This is a genomic window from Paenibacillus sp. GP183 (genome assembly GCF_900104695.1).
Lineage (GTDB): Bacteria > Bacillota > Bacilli > Paenibacillales > NBRC-103111 > Paenibacillus_AI.
Genome location: NZ_FNSW01000001.1, coordinates 2,268,911 through 2,295,389 on the forward strand (window position 1 = coordinate 2,268,911; position 26,479 = coordinate 2,295,389).

At 41.2% G+C, this 26,479-nt stretch carries 28 protein-coding genes and 1 pseudogene; 5 read left to right on the forward strand and 24 right to left on the reverse strand.

What is annotated here, in order from left to right; translation table 11 throughout:
• Nucleotides 1-246 precede the first annotated feature (246 nt).
• The 4 genes from BLV33_RS11240 to BLV33_RS11255 are packed head-to-tail and all read right to left on the reverse strand — an operon-like array spanning nucleotide 247 to nucleotide 5,936.
• Nucleotides 247-2,460, reverse strand: a complete 2,214-nt coding sequence (locus BLV33_RS11240) for a hypothetical protein (protein ID WP_253187035.1) — start codon at nucleotides 2,458-2,460, stop codon at nucleotides 247-249.
• Nucleotides 2,461-2,484: 24 nt separating this feature from the next.
• Entirely contained in the window at nucleotides 2,485-3,291 is an 807-nt protein-coding gene (locus BLV33_RS11245) for a response regulator transcription factor (RefSeq protein WP_090791075.1), read from the reverse strand.
• A 24-nt stretch (nucleotides 3,292-3,315) separates the two neighbouring features.
• Nucleotides 3,316-4,731 (reverse strand): glycosyltransferase family 2 protein, encoded by a 1,416-nt coding sequence (locus BLV33_RS11250; protein WP_090791078.1) that lies wholly within the window; start codon nucleotides 4,729-4,731, stop codon nucleotides 3,316-3,318.
• Complete coding sequence (locus BLV33_RS11255; protein ID WP_090791080.1) at nucleotides 4,728-5,936, reverse strand: HEAT repeat domain-containing protein; 1,209 nt, start codon at nucleotides 5,934-5,936, stop codon at nucleotides 4,728-4,730. The genes BLV33_RS11250 and BLV33_RS11255 overlap by 4 nt, the downstream gene beginning before the upstream one ends.
• Nucleotides 5,937-6,209: 273 nt before the next feature.
• On the opposite strand from BLV33_RS11255, the gene BLV33_RS11260 reads away from it, so the two are divergent.
• The 4 genes from BLV33_RS11260 to BLV33_RS11275 are packed head-to-tail and all read left to right on the forward strand — an operon-like array spanning nucleotide 6,210 to nucleotide 9,656.
• The gene (locus BLV33_RS11260) at nucleotides 6,210-7,124 is read left to right on the forward strand and encodes a decaprenyl-phosphate phosphoribosyltransferase (protein WP_090798876.1); all 915 of its coding nucleotides are present in this window, start codon (nucleotides 6,210-6,212) and stop codon (nucleotides 7,122-7,124) included.
• 29 nt (nucleotides 7,125-7,153) lie between these two features.
• On the forward strand, nucleotides 7,154-7,504 hold the full coding sequence (locus BLV33_RS11265; RefSeq protein ID WP_090791082.1) for an SMR family transporter: 351 nt from the start codon (nucleotides 7,154-7,156) through the stop codon (nucleotides 7,502-7,504).
• Between the two features lie 34 nt (nucleotides 7,505-7,538).
• On the forward strand, nucleotides 7,539-7,970 hold the full coding sequence (locus BLV33_RS11270) for a divergent PAP2 family protein (RefSeq protein WP_090791085.1): 432 nt from the start codon (nucleotides 7,539-7,541) through the stop codon (nucleotides 7,968-7,970).
• A gap of 33 nt (nucleotides 7,971-8,003) precedes the next feature.
• Nucleotides 8,004-9,656, forward strand: coding sequence for a hypothetical protein (locus BLV33_RS11275; protein WP_090791087.1), 1,653 nt, complete (start codon nucleotides 8,004-8,006; stop codon nucleotides 9,654-9,656).
• Between the two features lie 24 nt (nucleotides 9,657-9,680).
• On the opposite strand, the pseudogene BLV33_RS11280 reads toward BLV33_RS11275, so the two are convergent.
• A pseudogene (locus BLV33_RS11280) lies at nucleotides 9,681-9,872 on the reverse strand (YunC family protein); the annotation flags it as partial.
• A gap of 519 nt (nucleotides 9,873-10,391) precedes the next feature.
• Here BLV33_RS11280 and BLV33_RS11285 point away from each other — a divergent pair.
• Nucleotides 10,392-10,835 (forward strand): putative iron-sulfur cluster-binding metallochaperone, encoded by a 444-nt coding sequence (locus BLV33_RS11285; RefSeq protein WP_090791092.1) that lies wholly within the window; start codon nucleotides 10,392-10,394, stop codon nucleotides 10,833-10,835.
• A gap of 303 nt (nucleotides 10,836-11,138) precedes the next feature.
• On the opposite strand, the gene sulP is transcribed toward BLV33_RS11285, so the two are convergent.
• From sulP to BLV33_RS11385, 19 genes are all read right to left on the reverse strand, one after another.
• Nucleotides 11,139-12,875: a SulP family inorganic anion transporter gene (gene sulP, locus BLV33_RS11290; RefSeq protein WP_090791094.1), complete on the reverse strand. Its 1,737-nt coding sequence runs from the start codon at nucleotides 12,873-12,875 to the stop codon at nucleotides 11,139-11,141.
• Nucleotides 12,876-13,012: 137 nt separating this feature from the next.
• Nucleotides 13,013-13,348 carry an ArsR/SmtB family transcription factor gene (locus BLV33_RS11295; RefSeq protein ID WP_090791097.1) on the reverse strand — a complete coding sequence of 112 codons (336 nt, stop codon included), beginning with the start codon at nucleotides 13,346-13,348 and terminating at the stop codon, nucleotides 13,013-13,015.
• A 183-nt stretch (nucleotides 13,349-13,531) separates the two neighbouring features.
• Complete coding sequence (locus tag BLV33_RS11300) at nucleotides 13,532-13,732, reverse strand: cold-shock protein (protein WP_090791100.1); 201 nt, start codon at nucleotides 13,730-13,732, stop codon at nucleotides 13,532-13,534.
• 662 nt (nucleotides 13,733-14,394) lie between these two features.
• Complete coding sequence (locus BLV33_RS11305; RefSeq protein ID WP_090791102.1) at nucleotides 14,395-14,631, reverse strand: DUF6199 family natural product biosynthesis protein; 237 nt, start codon at nucleotides 14,629-14,631, stop codon at nucleotides 14,395-14,397.
• Between the two features lie 542 nt (nucleotides 14,632-15,173).
• Nucleotides 15,174-15,446: a DUF6199 family natural product biosynthesis protein gene (locus tag BLV33_RS30685; RefSeq protein ID WP_366414803.1), complete on the reverse strand. Its 273-nt coding sequence runs from the start codon at nucleotides 15,444-15,446 to the stop codon at nucleotides 15,174-15,176.
• Nucleotides 15,447-15,578: 132 nt separating this feature from the next.
• Nucleotides 15,579-15,779 (reverse strand): DUF6199 family natural product biosynthesis protein, encoded by a 201-nt coding sequence (locus BLV33_RS11320; protein WP_090791104.1) that lies wholly within the window; start codon nucleotides 15,777-15,779, stop codon nucleotides 15,579-15,581.
• A 188-nt stretch (nucleotides 15,780-15,967) separates the two neighbouring features.
• Nucleotides 15,968-16,711: a WecB/TagA/CpsF family glycosyltransferase gene (locus BLV33_RS11325; protein WP_090791106.1), complete on the reverse strand. Its 744-nt coding sequence runs from the start codon at nucleotides 16,709-16,711 to the stop codon at nucleotides 15,968-15,970.
• Nucleotides 16,712-16,844: 133 nt separating this feature from the next.
• On the reverse strand, nucleotides 16,845-17,438 hold the full coding sequence (locus BLV33_RS11330; protein ID WP_090791113.1) for a dienelactone hydrolase family protein: 594 nt from the start codon (nucleotides 17,436-17,438) through the stop codon (nucleotides 16,845-16,847).
• A 179-nt stretch (nucleotides 17,439-17,617) separates the two neighbouring features.
• Nucleotides 17,618-18,010, reverse strand: a complete 393-nt coding sequence (locus tag BLV33_RS11335) for a hypothetical protein (protein WP_090791116.1) — start codon at nucleotides 18,008-18,010, stop codon at nucleotides 17,618-17,620.
• A gap of 164 nt (nucleotides 18,011-18,174) precedes the next feature.
• On the reverse strand, nucleotides 18,175-19,260 hold the full coding sequence (gene serC, locus BLV33_RS11340) for a 3-phosphoserine/phosphohydroxythreonine transaminase (RefSeq protein ID WP_090791118.1): 1,086 nt from the start codon (nucleotides 19,258-19,260) through the stop codon (nucleotides 18,175-18,177).
• A 425-nt stretch (nucleotides 19,261-19,685) separates the two neighbouring features.
• Complete coding sequence (locus BLV33_RS11345) at nucleotides 19,686-20,093, reverse strand: VOC family protein (protein WP_171909112.1); 408 nt, start codon at nucleotides 20,091-20,093, stop codon at nucleotides 19,686-19,688.
• 282 nt (nucleotides 20,094-20,375) lie between these two features.
• Nucleotides 20,376-20,726, reverse strand: a complete 351-nt coding sequence (locus BLV33_RS11350) for a VOC family protein (protein ID WP_090791123.1) — start codon at nucleotides 20,724-20,726, stop codon at nucleotides 20,376-20,378.
• A 298-nt stretch (nucleotides 20,727-21,024) separates the two neighbouring features.
• Nucleotides 21,025-21,609, reverse strand: coding sequence for an imidazoleglycerol-phosphate dehydratase HisB (gene hisB / locus BLV33_RS11355; protein WP_090798877.1), 585 nt, complete (start codon nucleotides 21,607-21,609; stop codon nucleotides 21,025-21,027).
• Between the two features lie 248 nt (nucleotides 21,610-21,857).
• Complete coding sequence (locus BLV33_RS11360; RefSeq protein ID WP_090798879.1) at nucleotides 21,858-22,685, reverse strand: alpha/beta hydrolase; 828 nt, start codon at nucleotides 22,683-22,685, stop codon at nucleotides 21,858-21,860.
• Between the two features lie 437 nt (nucleotides 22,686-23,122).
• Nucleotides 23,123-23,581 (reverse strand): NUDIX domain-containing protein, encoded by a 459-nt coding sequence (locus BLV33_RS11365; protein WP_090791125.1) that lies wholly within the window; start codon nucleotides 23,579-23,581, stop codon nucleotides 23,123-23,125.
• Nucleotides 23,582-23,643: 62 nt separating this feature from the next.
• The gene (locus BLV33_RS11370) at nucleotides 23,644-24,579 is read right to left on the reverse strand and encodes a P-loop NTPase family protein (protein WP_090791128.1); all 936 of its coding nucleotides are present in this window, start codon (nucleotides 24,577-24,579) and stop codon (nucleotides 23,644-23,646) included.
• Nucleotides 24,580-24,809: 230 nt separating this feature from the next.
• Complete coding sequence (locus BLV33_RS11375) at nucleotides 24,810-25,199, reverse strand: ankyrin repeat domain-containing protein (RefSeq protein WP_090791130.1); 390 nt, start codon at nucleotides 25,197-25,199, stop codon at nucleotides 24,810-24,812.
• A gap of 215 nt (nucleotides 25,200-25,414) precedes the next feature.
• On the reverse strand, nucleotides 25,415-25,867 hold the full coding sequence (locus BLV33_RS11380) for a hypothetical protein (protein WP_090791132.1): 453 nt from the start codon (nucleotides 25,865-25,867) through the stop codon (nucleotides 25,415-25,417).
• 230 nt (nucleotides 25,868-26,097) lie between these two features.
• On the reverse strand, nucleotides 26,098-26,430 hold the full coding sequence (locus tag BLV33_RS11385) for a hypothetical protein (protein WP_090791134.1): 333 nt from the start codon (nucleotides 26,428-26,430) through the stop codon (nucleotides 26,098-26,100).
• Between the last annotated feature and the right edge of the window lie 49 nt (nucleotides 26,431-26,479).

Genomic DNA, 26,479 nt, shown 5'->3' on the forward strand with positions numbered 1-26,479 from the left:
CTGGATGCCATATCCTAAACTGGCTCAGGAAGAATATCGGTAATTAAGGAGCAAAATATAATATGTATTCAACCTCTATGAAAAAATGAGCGCGTGGACCTATCCAGAACATGCCGGACAAAGGACTTCAGACTCCTTCTCTTCAAAGCTTTCACAAAAACACAATAAACATCCTTCCATAGAATAGTTCTTCTATTGGATCGGATGTTTATTGTGATAGATCATGTCAGGTTAGATCAAGACGTTTTACTTGATCTCGCTGAAAGCCTTCTGCATGATCGGATAGCTTTGCTTTAACCGCTCTTGGAAATGAACCTCGTTCCAAGGCCTCCATTTGTATTTCGGCATTTGCGAGATGTCCACCTCGGTGCTGCCATCGCCAAGACCCTGGACCTCCTTCGTGCTGTTGTCCATGATCCATGGTACCAGCCGAATGCCGTCGATCTTCGAGGTGAGCAGCTTGCCATCCGCTTCTTCATAATTCACTACCCGCAGTGAGCTCGGATCCGAAAAGCCAAGCAGCATCCAGGGAATCCGGATTTCTACCGTTTTTCCTTTCGCTTCCCACATGGCAAGCGAGTTGTAGTTAGGATCTGCAGCATTCGTCGTACCTCGCGGCAGCTGCCCGACCAGAACATCCTGATAAGGATTGCTTTTCTTTGCGGCAGGCGGTGCCATTTTCAAATCGATCGGCAATTTCCACGGTGCAAAGACTCCGGAATCATTCTTCATTTCAGCCGGATTGACGGGAAACATGCCTTTTATTTTACCCCAAAGCCTGGCGGTGAAATCGTAATTGGAAGCAATGCTGATTGCACTGTCTTGCTCGTTTCCAATGGAAATCAGAGTCTCCAGACCTTGATTCAGGATTCGGTTGCCCATTTCTTTGGAATGCCTGTTTCCGCCCTCAAGGGTATCGGTTCCGATATGCAGGGTCATCTTGCTTGGATCAAAATTCTGTTCCAGCTCTATAGCTACGTACAGGTAGGCCTCGTCATGAGTCACCATCATTTTCTTCCAGCCGGGTACACTGGAAACGAACTCTTTCTTGTCCTTGATCGAGCTCCAATCATCCAGATTGCCGTCTATTTTCAGCGGGCCATCCTTGCTCGAATAAAATCCGTCAAGTCCGAACAGCTTCTCGTTGGTCAGCACGTTCAGCCAATACTTTCGGCGCTCGACCGGCTGTTCATAATCCTGTGTGTTCCAGGTTCGTTTAAACCATTCATCCTGCCACATGAACAATATCGCTCCGGCATACTGCTCTTGGTTAATTTGGTGCAGCAAATCAGCATCGATAATTCCCTGCTCCTGCTCCGTATGGCCCCCCTGGTTTCTCCCCAAATCCGTCAGATGGGCAACCCCTTTTGATGAGGGCACGCCAAATTCTGTGATCATAATCGGAATCCCTTTATGATGCTCTTTTAAGAGCCGCAGGTAGGATTTATAAGAATCAAGTTCACCCTTATCGTTGCGAACAGTCTTGAGCGTTTCGTCCAAACGGAAAAAGTCAGGATAGTACGGATAAGCATGAAAAGAAGCAAAATATCCTGCTTTCCAGTTCACCGGCTCGATATGCATAGCGTCAACACTGACCAAATCCTCATCAACCAGTATTTCACCTGGATGCGACAGTGGATCTGTGGTTACCCAGTTGGTAAAGGTGTACGGATGCTGCCAGCCATACCTGGATTCAAATGAAGCAAGCGTATTGAGCATTTCCGCCAGCATGCTCTCAAATGGAGATGCGCTGCTCTTGGCTTGAAAATAATCGCCCTTAAATGGAGCCAGCCCCGGATGCGCCTTATTCGTTCTATCAACCAGAGTCGGATCCCACTCTGTTCCGATGCTCCAGCCTAGCAAGTAGGGGGCAGCATTTGTTTTATAGGACCCGCTGGCCTTTCCCTGCTCGGCCGGGATCGAGATATCTCCATAAACCGCGCCGACGGCGTGAGAGATTTCAGTTTTGAATGCTTTTATAGATATGGCGCTTAATGCATCATACGTCTTATAAAATTGTTCCTCCGGCGACCATACTCCTTGAATAAAATAGAGAGGGTCCTCCGGATGCTGATGATTATACTCTACCAATGAATCATAAAAGACCGGATTATGAATGGTATATACCCGAATAACATTAGAGCCCAGCTTTTTGATCTCGGCAAACCAACGCAAGAAAGTCGGCTTATCGATCGCCAGCTCTCCAGGATCATATCCGGGTGTTGTAGCTCCAAGATTCACCCCTTTTGCAAAGAAGGGCTGCCACTTTTGATTGCTGTAAACTTCTATCTTTTCGCCTTGGGTACGGAATTTCACATTTGTTCCGTCCGACAGCTGGGTACTCTCCACAGGTGTATACTCAGCCCTTATCGGTTGAAAATGCTGCCAGCCAAAATAGCAGGCTACCAGAGCCGCAGCTGTGAAAATGCTTAAGCGCAGCTTGATATTTCTCTTTATCACGGCTATGGCCTCCTATCTAAGAACCTATTCCAAAAGCCGGCGAACCCTGGCTTCCAGCTCCACTGGTGAATATGGTTTTTTTATATAATCGGATACGCCCATCTCAAAGCAGATGCTGATATCCTTCTCCATTTGATTATCGGACAGCACCATAATGTGGCACTCTGTATTCATTTTTTTGCGAATGCTGCGAATGACTTCAAAGCCGTCAAAGACCGGCAGCGAAAGCTCTGTAATGACCAAATCCGGGAGCAGGATGTCAAACAGACGCAGTCCCTCTTCCCCGCTGCTTGCCTTGTACACCTGGAACCCCTTCATCCGCAGCTGTGAATCAAGCAGCTCTCCGACGGCTTCATCTTCATCGATAATCAAAATCGTCGATTTATTGTTCTTCACTTCCTGAGGATTGTAGATCAAAATCGTATTTTCACGGTCCACTTCTTCCCGCAGCATGCCAATCATCGCCTCGATATCGGAATCTGCGGGCATCGCGAATCCAGAAAAATTGGCAATGAGGATATTGCCTCCAAGCAGCTGCTCCTCCTGCAAAAATTGTTTGACCTGCAGGGAGACATAGTGAGTTGCATGGAGCTTTTGATCAGGAAGCAATATCGACAGAAGGCCTCTTTCCAATTCAAACACAATGGACTTTTGCAGATTTAAATCCATTTGCTCCAATACAGCATCCAGCTCTTTCAACTGCTCCTCCGTCAGCGAGCATTCTACAAGAAGCAAGCCGAAGGCTGGCTGGTTCGATTCCATCATGGCCTTATTGATAAGAATAGAAAGACGGAGGCTGTCTGCAGCTCCTTTGGAAATATGCGGTAACATCAATGATCACTCCTGTCTGGTTGGTTATTGGCCGGTCGTTTCGCTTCTCCAGCTGGTTCGGACCATGACTCCCCATGAATCGTCATTGCGAATGTAATCGATATGGCCGAGAATTTTCCAATATACATTCAGCTGGTTGTAACCGAGTGTCATCAGGACGGAATAAAACATCATTTTGAAGAGATCCCTGAATTTCGGGTACCGTCTGAACGCAACCTCTTCAATCAGCAAAGCCCCGCAGCTGAATAAAATTTCGACCAGCATACTGAATCCGATAATGTACAGCATAATATTGTAATTCGCCATATCCTGCAGGATGTAGACAATTAGAGCGAAGTAACCTGTCACTTTCAGATAAGGCCCCAATGTTTCAAAGATCATGGTATACGGCATGGACAGCATGCCTATCGCCTTATACTTGGGCACAAACATCATGCTGCTGTATTTTAAAATATTTTTGATGTTTCCCCGCGACCAGCGTTTGCGTTGGCTCTTCAAAACGCGAAGCGATTCCGGAGCCTGCGTCCAGCAAACCGCATCCGGGCAATAGGCAATCCGATAAGGAAGATCGTTATCTATCATGTGTTTATGAAGCTTGATAATAATATTCATATCCTCGCCAGGGAAGCCGTCCCGATAGCCGTCTACCTTGATCAGGTAGTCTTTGCGGAACAGCCCGAAAGCGCCGGAAACAATAATAAGTCCGTTAATCGCGCTCCAGCCGATCCTTCCGGCTAGGAAGGTTTTCAGGTATTCAAGATTTTGGAATAATGGCAGCAATCTCTTGGGAAGTCTCGCTTCTGTTACAATCCCATTCTCAATGATGCAACCATTGGCCACACGCACGTTGCCCCCAATGGCTACAGTTTCCTCCGGACTTTCCATATACATCGCAGCGAGCCTGATTAATGCATCTTTTTCCAAAAGGGAATCCGCATCGATCGTCGCTACCAGGGGATAGTGAGAAACATTAATCCCCACGTTCAGAGCATCCGCCTTCCCCCCATTTTCCTTATCTACCACATACAGCTTAGGATAGCGAGGGTTGTGGTAAACGCCTCTGATCGGCATAGCTTCGAGGGCTTGCCCGACGGAATACGTGCTTTTGTCCATCAAATTGAACTCGTCTATCAATACTTGCAGGGTATTGTCCTTGGATCCGTCGTTGATAACAATGACTTCATAGGTGGGATAGTTGAGGTTTAACAGATTATTGACATTCTCTATGATCGTCAGTTCTTCATTATACGAGGGCACCATAATGGATACAGGGGGCACTTGTTCGGAGCCGGAAAGCTCGCGGTACCATGTATACTGCGACCCTTTCATCACGCGGATGATCCGCTTATGCGATAGCAGCATGATGATCAAATAAAACACATACACAAAGAAAACGGAATACAGGGAAAACAAAGCATAACCTAAGAGCAGCTCCTTCATGCGGTATCTCCTTTCAAAACCTTCAGCCTGCCAAAATTTTCTTGTTGTTTAGCCGCTTCACGACCGCTAGAATACTGACGGTAAATATCCAGCCTCATGTTATAGCGAATGGCTTGCTCCAGGTCCTCGGAATAAATAGGCCCTCTTGATAATTCCTCTTGAATGACATTGCTCGCAAACGCCGCTTCTCGGGAATTGCCTCCATGGAACGCTACCTCGCACAATGCTTCAAAGCCTGCGGAATCGAGGTCAATCAGGCTCCGTGCACTGTTGTAACGCACACGCCGATCTGAATCTTCCAAGCCTTCTTTGAGAGACTCAACAGAAGCTACCATACCAACCTGTCCAAATGCATCCGCAGCCTCCGCCCTGACGTCCGCATCTTCATGACTCATCAGCTCGTTCATTTGCTCAGGCGTCATCCGTGTTCCCTGGTGAACCAAGGCCTGTACAGCCAATAATCGGAGCTCTGAGTCCTCTGCATCCAACAGCGAAGACAAGACTTCCTCCGTACCTGGGATGGATCGAGTTTGCAAGCATGTCAAAGCAATTTTCACCAGCTCATCGTCGGTTTCGTTCAAGTAAACAACCAGCAGAGGGGTCCAATCCAGTCGAGACAATACAAGTATGCTGGTCACAAGCCGATGAGACTGCTTGCCATGCTTCGCCAGTATACGTGTCATCCGGTCAAGCTCATTTAAATCTTGCGCGCATTTAGCAATGGAGCGTGCAATAACAAAAGCGGAGGTTCCGTAACGCTCTTCTTCCAATAATTGAAGCAGGGCCGGGGTTGCCTCTTTGGCCTGCATAATGCCAAGATTAAAAATCGCATCCAATCTTGTCCAGTGTATTTCGCTTTGCAATCTTCTCATATTCAAGTCAACCAAGCCCAGATCACGGCAAAGCTCCGTCAATCTGTCACACTCGGCTCCGACAATCTTCTCCATCCAATTCAGCAGCTTCCCTTGAATCACAAGGAGTTCGGCTCTATGTATCGAACCAACCGGCTTTAGCAGCGGAGTACTCTCAAACATGTGCGACTTTACATAATCAAAATAATCCTGATGCTTCCGTAAAACATGCTGCATCCTGTTCTCCAGCCACATCGCTCTAAACCTGAAACCAATAAGAACAAAAGTGAGGAGAATGATCAAAACAGTAATTGCATAGGAAAGATCAATAATTCCCGTGATTTTATCAGCCATGAATGCTCTTCTCTCCTTCTCTCTATCTCTGCATACAAAACCTTGAAGTTCTTATTAAAGAACCATTTGTAATTATAACTCATAATTGCCCGAAACAAAAACTGCAAAATGTTTACATAATCAGCTATAAAAGGGGGTTATGCCGTCGAATCCTCCCATTTCCACATTATTTCTATCATGTTTCGCGCTTTATTAAGAACACCCTATTCTATATAATTAAAAACTGGTGAAGACTGCAGCAACTTGCAAACATGAGGAGGAACATGAATGAACATGCCCAATTCGAATATTGAAGCCAGAGAAAAGAAAGCCGGTACTTTGCCTTACCTTGCTTATATGTACTTCCTTCAGTTACGTCCCCGGCAGTGGACCAAAAACTTACTGGTCTTCGCTGCGCTTATATTTTCGATCAAAAAATCCAATATGGATATGCTGCTTCATTCGGTCGCAGGTTTTTTTCTGTTTTGCTTTGTATCGAGCAGTGTATACATACTTAACGATTTCGTCGACCGGGAAGCTGATCGTCAGCATCCGGAGAAACGAAACAGGCCGATGGCTTCAGGTGCAATCAATCCGTATGCGGCTTTGTGCATCGGAGCGCTCTTGCTGCTGTTTTCTCTCGTTTCTGCGTATACATTTAATCCGTTATTCAGTTTCTTGCTGCTGTTTTATTTCTTATTGAATGTAGCCTATTCGTTCAAGCTTAAGCACGTGGTCATTCTTGATATTTTGATCATTGCATCCGGGTTCGTGCTACGCGCCATCGGCGGCGGTTTGATGATTGCCGTTCCGTTTACTCCCTGGTTTTTGATCTGTACGATGCTGCTTTCGCTCTTCCTGGCGATCAGCAAGCGCAGGCATGAGCTTTACTTGCTTGAATCCAATAAGGGCTCTCATCGCAAGGTGCTTGATTTCTATTCCATGGAGCTGCTGAACCAGTTTAACAGCATTGTGATTACCATGACGCTCATCAGCTACGCGCTGTTTACCTTTACATCCAATCATACGGTTCATCTGATGTGGACCCTTGTGTTCGTGTTTTATGGAGTGTTCCGTTATTTGTATTTGATTCATATCGAAGGTAAAGGTGGTAAGCCGGAAAAAGTATTATTAGAGGACCGACACATCCTGGTTACGGTTATGCTTTATGCATTCTCGGTCGTGCTCATTCTGATTTATCTGGAATAACCTTGCATAGAAAGAAGGGGGGGAAATCGATGAAATTTGTGTGGCTGCTGTTGTCTGTCCTGCTTGGCGTGATCGGGCAGCTGCTCATGAAATGGGGAATTGAACATCCGAAACCATTATGGAATTCAGGATCGGCTTTGCTCAAAATGATAAGCTCCTGGACGGTTCTGGGCGGATTGTTCTCCTACGCGCTAAGCTCTTTGTTTTGGTTACTCACTTTAAAAAGAATGAACATCAGCGTCGCCTATCCGATGGTCAGCATCGGTTATGTGATCGTCGCTTTAGCGAGCTACTATTTGTTTAATGAAACCATCTCGGGTTCGAAATGGACCGGGCTTGCTCTAATTTTAGCAGGTGTGTTTTTCGTTTCAAGATCATGAGAGAGGTGTACAAACAATTGGGGGAACAACGCATATGAATGAGGTTCATAGTTATTTATTTGCTATAATCCCTTTGGTCGCATGGGTGGCTTCAGGCTGCTTAAAATTCGTATTTAATGTATATAAGCATGGTAAAGAAGCAAGAAGACATGTTGGCAACGGCGGATTCCCAAGCACTCACACCTCGGTTATCTCCTCGATCGCCATGTTGATTGGATTTACCGCTGGTTGGGATACCCCGCTTTTTGGGTTGAGTGTTGCTGTTACGATGATTGTGATCATTGACGCAACAGGCGTGCGGCGTGCAGTTGGGGAAAACTCCAGATGGATTAACTCACTCACCCGAAGCCATCAGAGTCATGAACCGTCAAGCCTTAGGGAAAAGCAAGGTCATACCAAGATTGAAATCATCGGGGGTTTGATAGTAGGTACGATAACGGCTTGGATAGCAAGCTTTTTCATTTGATAAGATGTATAGAGAGATAGGAGTGAGAGTAAAATGAACGATCGAATCAAGAATATAAGCTTGCTTATGGGTCTTACCCTATTGGTATTTACAGCAGCAGCCTTTGTGGTCCCATCGCTTTCTTTTCTCGTGGGTCTCTCCATTAACGGCGCCCATATATTTATTGCTCTTGCTGTTACTGCAGTCTTCCTTTGGTTTACCGCAAAGTTTTATTTCCCGGACAACTATCGCCGCTATTTCGCTGTTTGTCTTGCGCTGTCCGCTGCGCTGTTTTTTATTTTTCTCGCCATCAGTGGCAATTATTATGATTTAAGCTATGACGGACAAGCCTATCACCAGGAAGCCATTATTCGACTTGCCCAAGGCTGGAATCCGTTTTATGATAAAACGCTTGGTGAGCAGGGGGCTCCCTATGCGATCTGGATCGATCACTACGCCAAGGCGAGTGAAATATGCGGAGCGGTGTTGTATGCATTGACCGGCAAAATCGAGCTGAGCAAAGTGTTTAATTTCCTGCTCATCCTGGCGTCCTTCTTTCTAAGCTTCTCTGCACTGTACGCAATCCAAAAGAAAAAATGGGTTCGGGCCGCTTTGCTGGCCCTGCTTCTTGCTTGTAACCCGGTAAGCATTTACCAGTGCCTCAGTTTTTATGTGGATGGCCAGCTCGGTTCCATTCTGATTTGTTTAATTGCCCTTGGAGTTTTGATTTATTTGCAATCCAATGCTTATTTGATCGCAGGCTTCTCATTTTGCATTTTGCTGGTATTCAATAATAAATTTACGGCGATCGCCTACTCCGGCATTTTGTGCTTCGGCCTTGTCGCTGCGTTGTATATCACACAGAAGCATGCGCTTCTGAAGAAAATGCTGATTGTTTTATCGGCGACTGCATTTATCGGCATCGTAATCCTGGGCTTTAACCCGTATGTAACCAATACGATAAAATACCACAATCCGTTCTTTCCACTGGCGGGTAATGAAGCACGAGACGTTGTCGCCGCATTTACCCCGATCAGCTTCTCAACCCTGAATCGGTTCGAGCAGGCCACAGCCTCTTACTTCTCGGCATCCGAGGAAAACAGCACGGAACGGGATACAACGCAAATGAAAACACCATTTACATTTAAAGCGAATGAGCTGAAAAGCTACGGTTCTCCGGATACCGCCATTTCCGGTTTCGGTCCGCTGTTCAGCGGTGTTCTTGTTCTATGCTTGGCCATTCTCGCTATGGCTTTTTTATTCAACATTCCGCGAACGATGGTCGTGCTCGGACTGGTGGTCATCCTGCTCGCCTCGGTATTTATCAATTACGCAGCTTGGTGGGCGAGGTATGTTCCGCATATTTGGATCATCCCCTTCGTCATCGCACTTCTGGGTTTCAGCTTTGAAGAACGAAAAGTGATTCGCGGCCTGAGCTGGGTCATGATTGCCGTATTATTCATCAACGTTACACTCGTGTCGTATTCCTACTTCAATCTGCAGACGCAGTGGAATCAGAACTTGAAAAGCCAGCTTCAAACATTGAAACAATCCTCCCAGCCTGTGACTGTTTATTTCTCCTATGCATTCACCAATAAAAATCGGCTGACGGAAAACGGGATAAGCTTCAAAGAAACAAAACAGGAACCGCAATGCGGTTCCAAGGTAAATCTAAGCCACTCCGGCACTGTTGCTTGCACCCAGTAGCCAGTTAGCTGCAATGGAGATTTCTTAAACCATTCTCAAAATCGCGTCCCGTCCCAGCATACCGGGCTCAATCCCCATGGCTCTCGCAGTATCGGTAACACTCTCCAAAGGAGCATCCAGCAGCTCAGCAATCGTGCGTACACCGGTTGCTCTGGCTGCCAGGATGTTTCTTTCTTTCAATCGTTCATTCAATAAACCTACATCCAAAGCTCCGCACTAGGTATAGGATGTTTTTATTGGTATTAAAAAAGTGCTGAAATACGGGGAAAACCTAAGCTGGACAAGCCTTTCAACGATTTTCTTATTTACTGAGTTTTACTGATTTCTCTTTCAAAATAACTCAAAACAACCAGTTTTTGTGACCAGAACTGTGACCGCTGTGACCAAATATGTGACTCTATTGTGAGATGAATAAGGACGAGCGTTAAGAGCTGAGAAGGAAATTGTCTTCTCAGCTCTTTTGTTGATCTCACTCGAAAATACATAATGGGGAGGTAAGAAACCATCCTCCTGATTTTAGAATTAAATACATGGCCCTACTATCCATTTACTCTTTCTTGGACGAGGTTTTCTTCAACGAAAAGGTAAAATGGAGAATCGGGGCCTTTCTGCGTATTAATTCGAACATGTTCACAAAAATAAGTGTTTTTGTACATATGTCCAATTTTAATGTTATGCTAAATCTTAATAATCCTTCTAAAGTAAGAGATGGCACACTGAATAGGGGTGATATTTATGGAGAGTTGTTGTCAAACATCTAGCAAAACTAAAACCATCTACATTTGCCCTTCTTGTGGGCAGAATGGAAAAAGCGTCACACCAGTTACTCTTAAAGCATTGCTTAAACCTTCTGCATTGGAGATTTTCCAACCCGCATTATCATATGCTTTTTGCTCCACTCCTTCATGTGATGTTGTCTATTTTAGTGATACGCAAACCTTTAGCAAAGATACCATCAAAGTCTTGGTTTTCCAAAAGGAGGATTCGCTGGATGTACCCGTTTGTTATTGTTTTGGCTGGACGAGAGAGCGTCTAAGGGCAGTTCAAGATAAAAAACAACCAATTGAACATATTCGAGAACAAGTTCAAGCTGATCGTTGTGGTTGTGAAGTCAACAATCCGCAAGGGTCTTGCTGTTTAGGCAATGTCACTACATTTGTTCGTAACCTCGGAACGTAACAAGTAAATAAAAACTTTCGGTTCGTTTGGTAATTTCGAGGAGATGCCGCGGCTACATGACTTTTATCTTAGGCAAGAATGGCTGCCGTCTTTTCAATCATAATCCCAGTGCATGAACCTATTCATTGAATTACTTGATGCATCGAACCTTAGCAATTTGCCGCCGTTCTGAAGCTTCAAGTATTTTTGCCCAAACCTCGTAATGATCCCGGAGCCTTCACAAGAACACTTTTGTTTCAATCTCAAAATGCTCTTTCTGGTCTATAGGGAACTAATCAAACATTTTACCGTTGTTTTTTGGGATCAACGCGGTACAGGAACAACACCCTGTTGAGATTCAGCATTGGATAACGCCGAGCATTCTCGGAAGGCGAAATGTTTGCAACCCAAGCATTTGTTATAGTCCAGTTGGAGCAAAGCATAGTCAATCGCTTCTCCCGTGTGTGCAAAGAAATGTTCAGCTCCAATAAGTTCATAAAGTCCTGTCTTCTTCAATACATCCAGTGGCTGTGGTTGAATGCCGGAAATCAGCACGATACCACCTAACTTTTTGAAGTGTTTCACCACACTAGATAAATTGGATTCACCAGTTGTGTCCATGATTGGCACTTTACCCAACCGAAGAAGTAAGGTTTTAGGTCGAAGGTGAATGGTGTCCATTATGGACTTCTCAAACATGTTGGCGGCACCGAAGAAAAGAGGACCTTCGATTGTGTAAATATTAAGCTGTGGGCAATCATGTCCTTCTGTAACCATATGGGCTTTAACCTTTTCCGAGGCGGGATCGGGTAAAACTTTTGCAATGGTTAACATATCGCTCATTTGCTTAACAAACAGTAACACTGCCAAGATTAAGCCAACTTCAACTGCCGTTGTTAAGTTTGTAAAAACCGTTAATAAAAATGTGATTGCCAGCACAATGGAGTCACTTGTTTTGGTTTTTAGAACATGGGCAAATTCCTTTCGCTCACTCATATTCCAAGCGACAAGCATGAGGATTGGAGCCATACTGGCCAGTGGGATGTCTGAAGCGTATGGAGCAAACAAAATGAGAATTATGAATACCACTACACCGTGAATGACGCCAGATAAAGGGGAAACGGCTCCATTCTTGATGTTCGTTGCAGTTCTTGCAATGGCACCTGTTCCTGGAATACCACCGAAGAGTGGGGTAACAATGTTGGCAATACCTTGTCCAATCAATTCACGGTTACTGCTATGACGTTTTCCCGTCATTCCATCTGCTACAACGGCTGACAAAAGAGATTCAATACCACCTAACATTGCTATTATGAATGCTGGTCGAATCAAAGCTCCGATTCGTTCCCATGTTATTTCGGGAATTTGAAAGTGTGGCAGAGTACTCGGTATGGCTCCAAATGAGGACCCAATGGTTGCAACATGCCCATGAAAGAACAGAGCAGCAACAATCGCCGATACGATCAGCCCAACCAAAGAACCAGGTACTTTTGGTAAAAGCATTGGTGTAAGTAAGATAACTGCTAAACAAATCACTCCGGTGATCACACTGTAGATACTAGTTGTTTCCAAGTGAGTAATGATTTCTTTCATGTTGGATAAGAAGTCTTCATGCTTCTCAATATTTGTTAGACCCAAGAAGTTAGCTATTTGACCGCTGAAAATAATGACTGCGATTCCTGCTGTAAATCCGATTGTCACAGGACGCGGGATAAACTTAATTAAAACACCTAGTTTAAACACCCCCATGAGAACCAAAATAATACCCGCCAAAAATCCAGCAATCAATAAATTTTCATACCCGTACTGCATGACAATCGCAAAAAGGATTGGAATGAACGCACCGGTTGGACCACCGATTTGAAATCTTGAACCACCAAGCAAGGAGATTAAAATCCCGGCAACGATGGTCGTGTAAATTCCGTATTCCGGTTTAACACCAGAAGCAATAGAAAACGCCATTCCTAACGGAATGGCTATAATACCGACAATCAGACCTGAAACAAGGTCTTTACGTAAAGAAGCAGCGTGATAGCCTTCAAACCGTCCTGTCCATTTCATTTGAAAACCTTCTTTTTTGTATATTTGATTATTTGAATATATAGCAAATACTTCTCCCACAATTAAACATCTAAATTATAATTCAATCACGAAAAAAAGGTTTTCCGGTATGATACTTCGGATAGTTGTTGACTGACTTATTGTTCTTTTCTAATTCCTTCGAGCAGTGAAATGGCATCAACAAGGTGATTATCAAATATCTGCTTCGCCACAGCTAATAAATCTTTAATCAGCGGATCACGTAATGAATACACCACCGTTGTTCCTTCCTTTAAGCCATACACAACATTTTTATTGCGTAACACCGCCAATTGTTGAGAAACGGCAGAGCCTTCCGAACCCAAAATGCTTTGCAGCTCATTTACATTTTTATTGCCTTCACTCAACACTTCCAGAATACGAATTCGCATGGGATGTGCCAATGCCTTGAAAAAATCAGACTTGAACATCTGAATATTTTGATATTGGTTCATTGCGGTTGCTCCCCTTAATATTCAAACTTTTGAATATATGAATATAATATCACATTAAACAAAAGAATAAAGTGAAAATTTCTATCAGGTTGACCTCATTACTTTTAAGTAATAACCGGAAGAACAGAATATAAAAAGCCTGCTCCTGACATATTGTCAAGAACAGGCTACGATGACAGAGTACTATAGTTTTACAACATTCTCCGCTTGAGGTCCACGTTGGCCTTTAACAACATTGAATTCAACGCGTTGCCCTTCGTCCAAAGATTTGTATCCTTCGCCTTGAATGGCAGAAAAATGAACGAATACATCATCGCCGTTTTCCCTTTGAATGAAGCCAAACCCTTTTTCCGCATTAAACCATTTGACAGTGCCTGTTTCCATTAATAGATAACCTCCAAAGTTTAAACATAATGCCCGCCACAAAAACGGGGGTATGTACAATATATCTCATCAAAGACGCAAAACTTGTAGAATCTTGTCTTCAATTATATAAGAGATTTAGATCATGAAGTGTTAAACCTCGCAATGCTACATTGGAACACTTAAGAAAAAATTATTGAGCTACACTGCCCGTTAGTCATCCATGCAGTGCAAGATCAGCACTGCACCACAGAGGATGAAAATGGATAAAATCTGTCAATACTGCTACTATGGCTGGGAGAAGAAGGTCTATAAACTATGGTGCCATTAGAGCCCAACCGTTAGTCTGACTCCAACCATCACGGTGCATCACAGACTGTCGCACCCAATATGGGTAGCACTTATGGGAGATTAATCCTTTTTGACTGGTTGCACCAGCCTTACCTTTATTTTTAGAAGAATGTTGCTAAACTACCACCCAACTCCATAATGATCAATCGGAGGCTCAGCCTTTTTTAAAAAAATGTTTTTCCTGGGTCTATTTTTATTTGCCCTTTTTTAAGATTTCAAGCTTTTTTATTTTCATGGGAGTTGAATCAACTTTTTTAATTGGCTATGTTATCGTTTATTATTGTTTATGGCCAAAAGAAAACCGCTACGATAAGTTCCCAAATTTTTAAGTATTACAACAGTCTCCACCATGCAAACAGCCAAAATGATAAACCAATTACAGAACAAATAATTCCACCAATCCTTTGGAACACAAAATAAATTTTTGGAGGCTCTTTGAATGATTTCCAACTTTGAGTTATTTTCCAAAATGTATAAGGGGCGATTGCCATGAATAATGCAATCCCAGTCCAAATGGCAAAAAACAAGGAAATAAACACAATAATTACGATTGGAAAGCCAGAATGCATTCGAATGACCACCTTTCGGAAAGCTGATTCCACCGTTTTTTATTTATACCTATTATTCCTATTTTGCTCTACAGTGCTTAATAAGAAAATCAAAGCCTTTTAATTAAGCGGGGTATAATCGTAGCCCTACGGCTTCTCACGAGGGCTTCCTTTAAATAATAAACATTTATTGAGTATTACTGCCCGTTACTTCAATAAATGAAAGAGGAGTTGCAACAAAGCAGGCTCCTCAACTCGTTCTTCAATATTTGATCAATCATTTATATATGTTCATTTATCAATAGACGAAAACCATTTTTTTAATTCGGGACTGGAGAATTCATATTCGGGGTAGAACGCTTTTTCAGCAATCCCAAATTGACCATTTAACATGTCATATATTTTGATCTCATGACTATCCGCATAATGCAAAATGAGTTCTCCACTGGAAGCGAAGCTTGTTTGCTTGTTGGAGTCGATGGCAGGTTTGTCCCAAGTGGAATTCCGAATCCAGCTTATGACTTCGTCTGAGTTGAACCGAGAAACGGGTTTCATCTGAAACGTTACGGGCTCAATTGGACTAGAGATAAGATCTGCTCGTATGGTTTGTTCGCTATCTGAAGAGAACCAGTATGCCCTATCCCGGTAAAAAGAAGTACGACGGCAACGATACAGGCGATCCCCCCTCCAATGCGATGCATAACCAAGTATGCGTCTGATGGTTCAGCATTGCTTATCTTCCAACCAATACTAACAAACCATGCTGCCCGAGGAGCAAACAAATTGAACAATCCAACAAGCACTAAAAATATTGCAAAAACCCCAATAACACTCACCTGCTTTTTTATGGATTAAGCGAAATAGTGATCTTTATTATTTCCTAATTGCCCACAATGACGGCTGTCCCGTGGCAGCCGTTTCGGAGTTGATTCGTAATCCGTTAGCTCAACGACGTGAAATGTTATTCTTTATAAAAACCAAAACGTCAATACACCGCCTAAACCGGCAAGTGTAACTATAATCCCGCCAAAGCGTGTTGACTTTACATACAAGTCCGATGGCTCTGTCGCATCATTAGACTTCCAACTCTCTGTAATGGTCCAGATTATCGACGGCTTGAATAGCATCATCGATCCCAGAACAACAAGAAGAACGCTTATAAATCCCAAATTATGACCCCCTCGAAACAATTCTTACTTTGTTACGCACACAAATGGAAAAAGTTACAGAACAAACTCAATAAGTTTGCTTTTGTTATCCTGCCCGTTAGCACAGCAGGCCACCGATTTTATCACCGGCAGCCTGCTTGATCTTTCTTATGGAGCTATCGTACCCGTTAGCTTAGGCGAAAAACTATTTATAATTTACTTTTTTCTCTAAATAATAATGCCCTTATTGCAAAACGGGGTAAGATCAGCTGTCGTTTCCATCTTGATGGTTGCTGAATCAATCTATAGAGCCATTCGACATTAAGCCTCTTCCAACTTTCAGGAGTCTCCTTTACTTTTCCAGCAATTACATCGAGGCTTCCTCCAACACCAATAGCAATTTTCGCATTAAGCTTTAATCTATATTTATGAATCCATCTCTCGGCATTGGGGGCTCCAAGTGCAACTATCAAGATATCAGGTTTTAAGGAACCAATCTCTTCAACTATCTTATCTTCTTCATTTTGCTTAAAGAAACCGTGATGCCTCCCTAGTATTAAAAGGTCCGGATACTTATCACGAATAACCTCAACTACTTTTAGATTCGTGTTTGGATCTGCACCCAGAAAATAAAATGACCATTTCTTTTGATTCCCGGAATCGAGTAGCCTTAATAGCATATCGTAACCAGTAACACGTTCAGGAAGATTTCCACCTCTTAAACGAGATACCATTACAATCCCAATACCATCGGCTGTAATGAGACCAGCGTCATCTAATATTGAACGTAGCAATTTGTCCTTTTGGCATGCCATTGTGATTTCTGGATTAACCGTAATAACATGAAAAAGTTGAGATCTTTTCTGTTCAATTACACTACTAAGAATTTCTACCGTACGGTCTAATGTGATTTTGGGAAATTTAACTCCCATTACTTTCGCATAATTTTCCATAATGACATGTCCACCTTTAATTAATATCACCCATATTTTAACATAAAGTTTCCTAAGCTATGCTGCCCGTTAACGCAATGACGGCTGCCGTTTTGGTGCTGAACTATCGTACCCGTTAGTTTAATACAGCAACTTATTTCTTTATATAATTTAGCATTTCCATAAAGGCTTTTTTAGCTGATTGTTCATTATATTTCGAGGAGAATGGGTCACTAAATCCATGTTGTCCGCTAAACTGATGAACTTCAACGTTTTGCTTCCCATCTAAAACTGCGACCAACTCATTAACCTTAAATGACTTTTCTTCATCAGGAAAAATTAACAACGTTGGGCATTGTGGTGAAAGTTCCATATAATTTCGGATACGAGAACCGTAATACCCAATGATTCCATCAACAAGTTTTTCTTCGCTACATAGCCAAGCAACGGTTGCTCCCACACTAAATCCGATCAAATAGACATTTTTATATTTCTCCCTAATACCCAATAACAAGTTTTTTATTTTGACCAAAGTATCTTCAAAACCCAAATCTTCCATAAAATTGCGATAAGCTTTTTCTTCTTCAGAATAATCAAAAGCCATTTCCTGTTCTAGTAAATTAGGACAGAAGACATCAAAGTCGTATTCAGATAATAATTTGCAAATATATTGCATGTGCTGATTAACGCCGTAAATTTCGTGAAGAACAATAATTGCAGTGTCAGAACATTTTTGTATACTAATCATGTTTGCTCTTCTCCTCCAAGAATCCTTTGTTCCTAATTATAAATATTCAACTAACCAGTTGCCACTTTGCATCACTAAACTGCCCGTCTCTCAGTTGAGTAAAGGCTGTCATGTTGACAGCCTTTGTGCGAGTACGCTATCGTACCCGTTAGTTGAATCAGTTGCTCCATGTTGTAAATCTACTCCATCACAAGCCAAGATTTTGCATCCTCCGGATCATTAAAAAACTTTATTGACATTGAGATATTTCCATTTCGCTTGATTTTATTACGAATTCTCCATTTCACAATAGATGAGCAACCAACAATTGAAAGCTTACGAATGGACTTGTTTAACCGGCTAATACTTTCTACAAACTCATTCATTACCTCTTGTGTTAAGCTTGTTTTATAGAAATCAACCCAAATATCCAGACGTCTATGAGTTTCCAATATAAACTCTTCTTCCGCTTTTATTAAGGAAAACAAGGCATCTTTATTAAAATAAAAACTTCCATATTTAAGACAATGGATCTCGCCATTTTTATAAAAATAGGGAAATAACGAGCCTCCGGGTGATTTTATACTGTTCACAATAAAACCTCCTCCTAATAACTAGTCGATGAATACGTGATATTTAACCCAATAATACCATAATTGGTAATGCATGATCTTTATACTTACTGTGTTAATCTGCCCGATAGCTTAATGAAGGCTGCCGATCGCGGCAGCCTCCATAATAATTCATTACTCTTCCTCTACCCGTTACGTTTTTGGAAATCAATCATAAATTCAGCAAGTGCCTTACATGCCTCAACCGGAACCGCATTATATGCAGAAGCACGCAAGCCTCCGACATTACGATGTCCAGCTAGACCATCGAATCCGTTACGCTCAGACTCCTGAACAAACCGCTTCTCTAATTCCTCATCCTTCATTCGCCAGGTGATATTCATCATGGAACGGGATGGTTTTTCTACGATACCTTTATAGAAATCGCCGCTGGCATCAATGACATCATAAATTAAGCCTGCTTTCCAAACATTCAGCTTCTCCATCGCCGCAATACCACCTTGTCGCATCACCCACTGCAAAACAAGCTTTATCATATAGATGGAATGAACTGGAGGAGTATTATAAAGTGACTTATGCTGGACATAGGTACTGTACTTGAAAACAGTGGGTATACATTCGTTGCATTCTTTCAGCAGATCATCTCGGATCACTACTGCCGTGACCCCAGCGGGACCCAAATTCTTTTGTGCAGCTGCATAGAACATGGAAAATTTCGTCCAATCCAACCTTCTGCTTAGAATATCACTTGTCATATCGCCAACTAGCGGAATCTGTCCGGTATTAGGTATCTCCTGAAACTGTGAACCTTCAATTGTGTTATTGGTCGTCATATGAACATAGGCCGTATTTCCCTCCAACATTAAAGTTTTCACATGAGGAAGTCTACTCCAATTGTGTTCCTTGCTGCTTGCCAGTACATTCGCATCGCCGATCGTTTGAGCTTCAACATAAGCTTTTTCCGAAAAACTACCGGATAGAACATAGCGTCCAACCTTTCCATCCTTCAAAAAATTCATTGCAGTCAATGCAAACTGAGTACTCGCTCCGCCCCCCATGAAAAGCACCCGATATTCGTTGGGCAGGTCCAAAACATTAACTAAGAGCTCCTGTGTCTCTTCGTTAAGCAGTTCGACCGCCTTACTACGGTGGGACATTTCCATCAAAGACATTCCATACTTCCCATACTCAACAAATTCCTGCTGCCCTTGTTGCAGTACTTCCAGCGGCAGAGCTGCCGGTCCCGGGTTAAAGTTGTAGATTCGATTCATTTACTCCATCCCTCTCCCAATTTTTTTGAAAACAAAAAAACGCCATTCGTCCAATTGGGACGAGGAGCGTTTGCCCGCGGTGCCACCCAACTTGATCGAACTGTATAACATGCACAATCCGATCCTCTTGGTTCCGCGGTAACGGGCGGGGCCGGTGAACTTACGAAATATCCCTCATGGAATACTCTTGACGAAAACGCCTCCGAGTTGGATTCTCATCATAGGCATGGTCTGATTTATGGTTGTTAAGTAAATTATATCCATTATCTATATGTTGTCAATGGATCTCTAATCCTTTTCACTTTTAACCTTAAATTGGGCGGTGAATATACCTGAATGAAAATGGACTTTGTACTTCATGATTGAACTATCGTATCCGTTAGTTTAATGTTTATCACTAATTTATCCGACGGGTAATGATTATTTTATTGATCGTAAATTCCCGGAAAGTAAACTTCTATCATGTTTTCATCTATATCGTAGAAGACAAAGTGCGATTTGTTTTTAGGGTTTTCTTCTACTTTAACGCCCTTGTTCTTCAGTTCATCATAAAGTTTATCTTTGTATTCCAATGCTAATTGGAATACAGGATGACAGGACTCCAATTTAATGGGCTGCATGCCATCTTTATAAATTAAGCATAGAACAGGGGTTGTTGCGTTCTTTCCCATGTCATAATTGTCATTACCTTGCCCAAAATCTAAAACAACAGTATGGGCACCGCATCTCTGGAGCAATCTCATTCCGAGAACATCTTGATACCATTTAATTGATTTCTCGATATCCCTAACGTAAAAATTAATCTGAGCTAAACCTTCAAAATATTTCGTCATGAAAATTCCTCCCGAAACACTTGGTTTTAATTGAAAAGAGAGTATCATCTCAATTCATACTACCATAATTCGGAAAATGGTGTCCTGATTATTGAAATTCCCTCGCCATTCTTATACGCATAACTGCCCGTTATAGCACAGAAGGCTACCTATCCATTTCAATCGGCAGCCTTCTCCTGATGTTTATTGAGCTATAGTTATCATCCGTTAGTTAACATTTCTTATGTCGGATCAAAGAAGAAGAATCACCAACTGATTTAGTTGATGTTCCAAATTTCATTGTTATTTATATTGAATGAGTCCTAAATGCAATCCTGTTGGATCAACAATATATGCAAGGTAGAAATCCCCCAGATCCATTTTCGCTTGTACAACCTTTGCCCCGTTTTCAATTGCTTTTTCAACTGATTCATCAATTGAATTTACTTGGATTTGTATGCGAGTACCTTGCTGAAATTCAGCTGGACCTTGAGCTATCCCACCGTTTATTCCTGGTTTTTCATCGGTACCTGTTTTAGCAGAACTGTAACCCCACTGCGGTTCTGATACTTCCCATCCAAATACGGTTGAGAAAAACTTTGCTTGCAATTCCGGATTTTGACTACTTAGTTCAAACATTACTACTCGATTCATTGTTAACAACTCCATTCTTAGTAATTTAGTTTTTTTAATTCATTTCTACAAATTGTGTTTGTATCTTTGGAAAATTTTAGTTTAATCATAGAACACATGTTCCATTTTGTAAATGTATTTTTTTATCTTTCTACGCTAAACTGCCCGTTAGCACAGCAGGCTACCGAGTTTATCATCCAGCAGCCTACTTGATCTTTGTCATGGAGCTATCGTTTCCGTTAGCGTAATCGTCAGATGTCCAATGAAACAAATTCCTCCCCCATAATTTTTTACACGTAAGCGTCTATACATATTTTTTTCATAATGATAACGTACCCTTCGTAGACGGAATAACATCGCCTGTTATCCTAATTGCTTTCTTCAACGCATCGCCGAATGCCACGAAAATTGCCTCATTTATATGGTGTGTATTTCTGCCGTATTCCAAATTGATGTGCATGGTTATCCCGCTATTATTCGCTACAGCGAGAAAAAACTCTTCGGTTAATTCGGTTTCAAACTCGCCTACTCGTGTTGACGGCATTTCCACGTTAAACACTAAAAAAGAGCGATTAGATATACTCAAATCCACTAATGCTAAGCTCTCATCCATAGGTATACGCGAACTACCATAACGGTTTATGCCTTTTTTATCCCCTATAGCCTTTTTGATTGCTTGCCCCAAGCATATTCCAATGTCCTCAACCGTGTGATGCCCATCTATCTCTAAATCACCTTTGCAATCCACATTTAGTTTTATTCCTGCCCTAAAAGCAAAAAGCGTGAGCATATGGTTAAAGAATCCAATTCCCGTGTTGATGTTGCCTTCACTGTATTCATCGAGATTAAGCTCCAGTTTAATTTCTGTTTCTTTTGTTTTTCTGTTAATTAATGCCTCTCGCACCATAACAAACTCCCTTCTTAACTGAGGTATTGCCTTTTGGTATTGCTAGCCGAATGAATTCGATTAAGACCACATCCTTTATCACTTTACTTCTCTAATATATTACCGTAATAAAGTGATAATGTAAAGTTATGTAAGTCGGTCAGCCACGCTAAACTGCCCGTTAGCTCAACGAAAAGGCTTTCCTTTTTGACAGGAAAGCCTCTTCGTTGAATCACAAACTTTGACGCGGCAAGCTGTTGAGCAAGTTATTTCCCAACATAAAAAAGCAAATAATTATCCACCATCGATTTCCAATAGTCCCCATCATGCTTTCCTTTATTTAAGTGATATTCAACGGAGACTCCTTTAGCTTTTAAAATACCATATAATTTTTCCGAACCCTCGTAAAACTTGTAGCCATCTTGATCTCCACAATCCAAGTATACCTTCATATTTGATAAATTTAGATTTTGCGAAAAAATAAGCGGATCACGGGTTTGTCGGACTGTATCGGTTGGATAAAGAAAGGATTTCAAACCATTCTCACCGCCAGTTGTAGACCAATCGTTCAAGAATAAAGCAGGACTGTGCCCTCCCACCTTACTAAACAGATCGGTATGCAAGAAAGCAGTATGCAGGCTAATAAATCCACCCATTGACATCCCACCGATGAAACGACTCTCGCGTTTAGCTAATGTACTATAATGACTATCGACATATCCAATAACATCGTTGTTCAGATAGTCCTCATACATGCCGTTATAAGTCGTGTTTGGATCTCCTGGATTGGTAACAGAGTAGGTTTGAGAAGAGTTAATGCCGTAGCTGTTATCCAGCTCTGGAGAAACCATGATCAGCGGTACGATTTTCCCCGCCTCGATTAATTTGTCCGCAGCTTGATCGATCCCCATTCCGGGTACCCAATTCGTCTCATTCCCTGTGTACCCATGGATAAGGTATAAAACAGGATAATGTACTGCAGAACTATAACCCTTTGGGAGGTAAATGTTCATTTTTTTATTTTGATTAAGAGATTTACTATAAAAGGTTATTTTTTGAATTTCCGAAGCTATTAATGGATTATTCTTGTCCATTGCAGGTGATTCTTGGGAGAGTGTCTGAATGGATTTCGGTTCATTGTTCATCGCACAACCTCCGATAAACATACAAAGAACTATCAAAATTGTCATGTATGATGAATATCTGAAACGATTCATACTGTTCTCCTTCACTTGTTCTTATTCAATTCCAACACGATCAATCGAACTGGAACGCCCGTGGGACTTTTTCATGGTATACAATAATTAAAGGTTAATGCATTTGGGTGAGTTTTATCATAAATGCTTGTAAACCAACCGATAATTAATGATGCAGCACAGCTCATAAAATAAATGGCAGACTCAAACTGGAATCTAACCTCATGGTAAATAATACCACATAAATCTAGACATTTGTACAAAAACCATTATTTTGTACGGATGTCCTTTGAGCTATCGTATCCGTTAGTTCAGTAAAATGCTGTTTTCAAAGGTTAATTCACATCACCAAAATAATGAATTTCTATCTCATTCTGTTTAATGCTTTTGCCTAATGCTCTTGGATATAATCTAATCTCATCAAGTTTCTTAATTTCAATCCATTCAACGCCTACCTGGTCCTTATCTGGGTTGGTTCCTTCCCCGAATGATGGAGCAATTGAAGCAAACGAGCAAGTAAAATAAAACTCAACTTGATGAACTTCAGAATCCCATTCTGAAAATTCATGATTTTTGCCAATATACTCACGTACATAGACAAGATCGCCAACAATCACCTTTTGCCCAATTTCCTCTAGGCATTCTCTCTCGACAGCATCTTTTAGTTCCTCCCCGTGTTCTTGTCCACCCCCAGGAAATAAGTAAAAATACCCAAAATCATCTTTATTCTTCGTTAATAATATTTTGTCGTTTTGAATTAATAATGCTTTAGCAGAATTTCTTATTGGCCTCATATTTCCTCCAGTATGATAAAATATTTATGTATATTTTTTTTACCAATGCTCGTAGTTATGAGCTATGAGATTCTTTCAAAAGCTGTTCCGTTCTCATTTCTATTGGCGAAAATATCTTTTTCACCAATGATTAATTGTGTGTATTCTCCATGATACTCAATGAATCTAATTTCAACACTCATGTCATCTAGGTAGAACACATCCTTCCTGCGGATCTTTAACTTTCGCTTTCCAAAAATGTAAAGACAGCCATCATCCAATTCAACATTAACATTAAAGTTTAAGTCGATATTACGGAATACTCCGACGTATCTATGCAATTCATCTTGAGTAATGATAGGATCTTGGATGTATTTCAGGTTATATTCTCCCAGCAATTGTTTCTCATAAGACTGCCATTCCTTCCTTGAGTTCTCAATAGTTATTGCATTTATCCTCACTTTACGAATTACATCTTTAGAAATATCAGCGTATTCCTTCAGAAAGCTCAAATGCAATTCAGGACCTTGATTATTTCGATTAATATAATACTTTTCGTCTTTAAACTCTTCATACTTCTGTATCAAGAATTGTGCTCCGCCTCTGCTTTTAATCATGTTGTCAATAGCATAAACGGAGTCCTCCTGATAAAAATAAACAAGGCTTATTTCATGTTTTTGTAGGTTGAAACTCAATTCCTCAATAAATGCTTTTATTCTGTCTCTCTCAATATCTTTGTTTAAGAGGTTTAATATTGGGTTTTGAAATAATACAGACTCCATTACAATTACTGAATCCTCGGAATATTCACCTGTCAAAAACTGATTCCAATTCCTTTCATATGTTGCCATCCATTCATTTGCTTCATCAAGTTTATTCTTTATAAAAATGGGATGATCAGCTGTTGTCTCATGATAAAGAATAGGCTTATATCCGTTCCTCTCTAATTGAATGGATATAAAGCGAGCAAAAGTTGATTTTCCTGATCCAGGTATGCCTTCAAAAAGAATAAGCTTCATAACTTATACCCCCATAGAAAGTAAAAATTAAGTTGGATTTACGAATTTTCACTCAATTCATATTACCATAAATTAGGAATGCGGGTCCTGAATTTGCTGTGTAACTTTTACTACGCATAATTGCCAGTCAGCAATACATTTGGGCAACATAAACAATTACGTATATAAATACCGGCTGCCATGATTTTCGGCAGCCGGCTCTATTTTTACAAACGTTCCGTGATATGGTATTAATTTAACGATTCAAGCCATTCAACAACTGACTTTGCCGCATCCCCACCGGCCTTTGCGTGCTCAACAAGGGAAATTGTATGTGGACCTTTGGCATTCTTCAATTCTGGATAATCATTCAACATAGACTTTACAATATCAATTTTTCCAAGCATGGCTGCTGCAAACACATCGAGTCTTGCACCTTTAGCAAGTAAATATTCAGCTATATCTTTTCTTCCCATATGGGCGGCGGCACCTAATGAAGTTTCCCAGTCACCACCTCCCCAATCCCATGCAGCATTCAATAAACTGGGCTCCTGTTCTAATAGTTGCTTAACCCTTTCAAAATCACCGTGAGCATTTCCAACGAAATCTTTTACTAGTTCTGGGCTCAATGTTTCTGCCATGTATTATTTCTCCTTTAATTGTTTTAAATTTCTTGCTATATCAGTTCAACTTACACCTATTTTTTTCCTTTAAAATTTTAAATTCCATCAAAATATTTCCCCAACCCCTCAAAAGTGTTATTCCATTAAACTCCTATTAGTGAAGCGAAGAGCTGCCATACGGCATTGAACTATCGTACCCTTTAGTTGAATGATTCAATATGAAAGTAACTGTTTTAATCGTTTGTCTTACCATTAATATTCCAATAACCACCCGTTAATTTCGCATCCATAACTGGGAAAGACGTACCAGCGACGACATTCCCATCCGCTAGGTGCACATAAACTTCCGTTTTTCCTTTGGCTTTCATGTTACCATTTTTATAATTATCCAAAGGGTGGTTTTTAACTATAAATTTTTCTACCTCCACTGTTTTTCCATATACATTTTCAGGGTTGTTTCCTGGGAGTGTCCAGTACATTGAATAAGGCAATGTTTTGACTAAATCTTTTGTTAGAACGTAAGTCGAAACAGAACCTTCATACGATAAAACTTTGTAACCTTCATTTTCTATATATGTCTTTGCGGTTTTTGCATTTTCCGTATATTGCTGGTTTTCCGTGGCTCTACACCCAAATAAAAACGTAGTTATTATTAAGAAAGTTAAAAACAAAGCCGTTTTTCTCAAAGAAACCCTCCTTCAAATTATTATTTAATCCAATTTTAATGTGTTACTAACAACTCTACCAACTTGATTTTCTTATTCCCCTTGGTGTTCTCACGTTTTTTACCCTAAGTAACGAAAGCTCGCCGTTAGTTGAGCGAAGGCATCAATGTGAGGTTCTCTGAAAATCGAAGTTCTGCTTTTGGATCGGCAATGGATGTAAGTTCTTGTCCTTATAAAACGTCCTTAAATATTTAATTGCTTGACTGGACTACTCCAGAAAAGCACTCAGCTAATGATTCTGAAAACGGGAGAATCAGGTTTTTATTCCAATCTGATATTCTATTTTCATGAATCTCAATGAATAAACTCTTTTTTTGAGGCCAATATGTTACCTCAAGAACCCCCGACTTCTTACCATGTTTCAAGTGATAGTGATAAGAACCCTTCATTGTAGAAAGTGTTGTCTTTTGAGTCACATCAAGGTGAAAGTTAGCAATGATCTCTTCAATAGTTTGAACAACAAAATCCACATCTAGCAACTTTACTTCTGACATTTTTGAGTTGATCACTTCATATTTTATCATTAGTGAATTCCTTCCCCACCACTACAATATAAAGGCCGACCTTTATTGT